A 1,012-nucleotide genomic window follows, 5' to 3' on the forward strand; every position below is an offset into this window, starting at 1 on the left:
TCGAGCAATCCCACCTGCCGGTGCGTGCCACCCTGGACAAGCTCGGCATCACCCGCTCGACGTTCTACCGCTGGTACGACGCCTACCAGCGCGGCGGCCCCGAGGCGTTGAATGACCATTCCTCAAGGCCAAGCCGGGTCTGGAACCGTCTACCTGCAGAGATCCGCGAGCAGATCGTTGCTCTGGCCTTGGAGCAGCCTGAACTCAGTCCGCGTGAGCTGGCAGTGCGCTTCACCGACGAGCGCCGCTACTTCGTCTCGGAAGCGACCGTCTACCGGTTGCTCAAGTCTCAAGACCTGATCACCAGCCCGGCCTATATCGTCATCAAGGCCGCCGACGAGTTCCGCGACAAGACCACCGCGCCCAACCAGCTTTGGCAGACGGACTTCACCTACCTGAAGGTCGTTGGCTGGGGCTGGTACTACCTGTCGACGGTCCTGGACGACTTCTCACGCTACATCGTCGCCTGGAAGCTGTGCACGACGATGCAGGCCAGCGACGTCACCGCAACGCTCGACCTGGCGCTGGGGGCGGCTGGGCTCGATCAGGCGCGGGTGATGCCGCGGCCACGCCTGCTCTCCGACAACGGGCCGAGCTACGTCGCCAGCGACCTGGCTGACTGGCTCAGTATACGGGGCATGACCCACATCCGCGGCGCGCCATGCCATCCTCAAACGCAGGGCAAGATCGAGCGTTGGCATCAGACGCTCAAGAACCGCATCCTGCTCGAACACGCCTACTTGCCCGGCGAGCTGGAGGCGCAGGTTGCCGACTTCGTCGAACACTACAACCATGCCCGAGCCCATGAGAGCCTGAGCAACCTCACGCCCGCCGACGTCTACTTCGGACGCGGCGAAGGGATCCTGGCCGAGCGGGAACGCATCAAGCGCCAGACCCTGATGGATCGCCGCTTGCGCCACCACGCGCAGGCCGCCTAACCTCCTACCCCAGATGGACCAGAGCCTCTGTCCCTGAACACCGCTGAATGTCCCAAATCATCTGACGACGGACA

At 64.1% G+C, this 1,012-nt stretch carries 1 protein-coding gene; it reads left to right on the forward strand.

The window, feature by feature from the left end; translation table 11 throughout:
* Positions 1-938, forward strand: a 938-nt coding sequence (locus J7U37_RS24800) for an IS3 family transposase (protein WP_247637481.1), incomplete at its 5' end; no start/stop codon positions are given.
* Positions 939-1,012 lie beyond the last annotated feature (74 nt).

The sequence above is a fragment of the Methylobacterium sp. 37f genome, assembly GCF_023093475.1.
GTDB lineage: Bacteria > Pseudomonadota > Alphaproteobacteria > Rhizobiales > Beijerinckiaceae > Methylobacterium.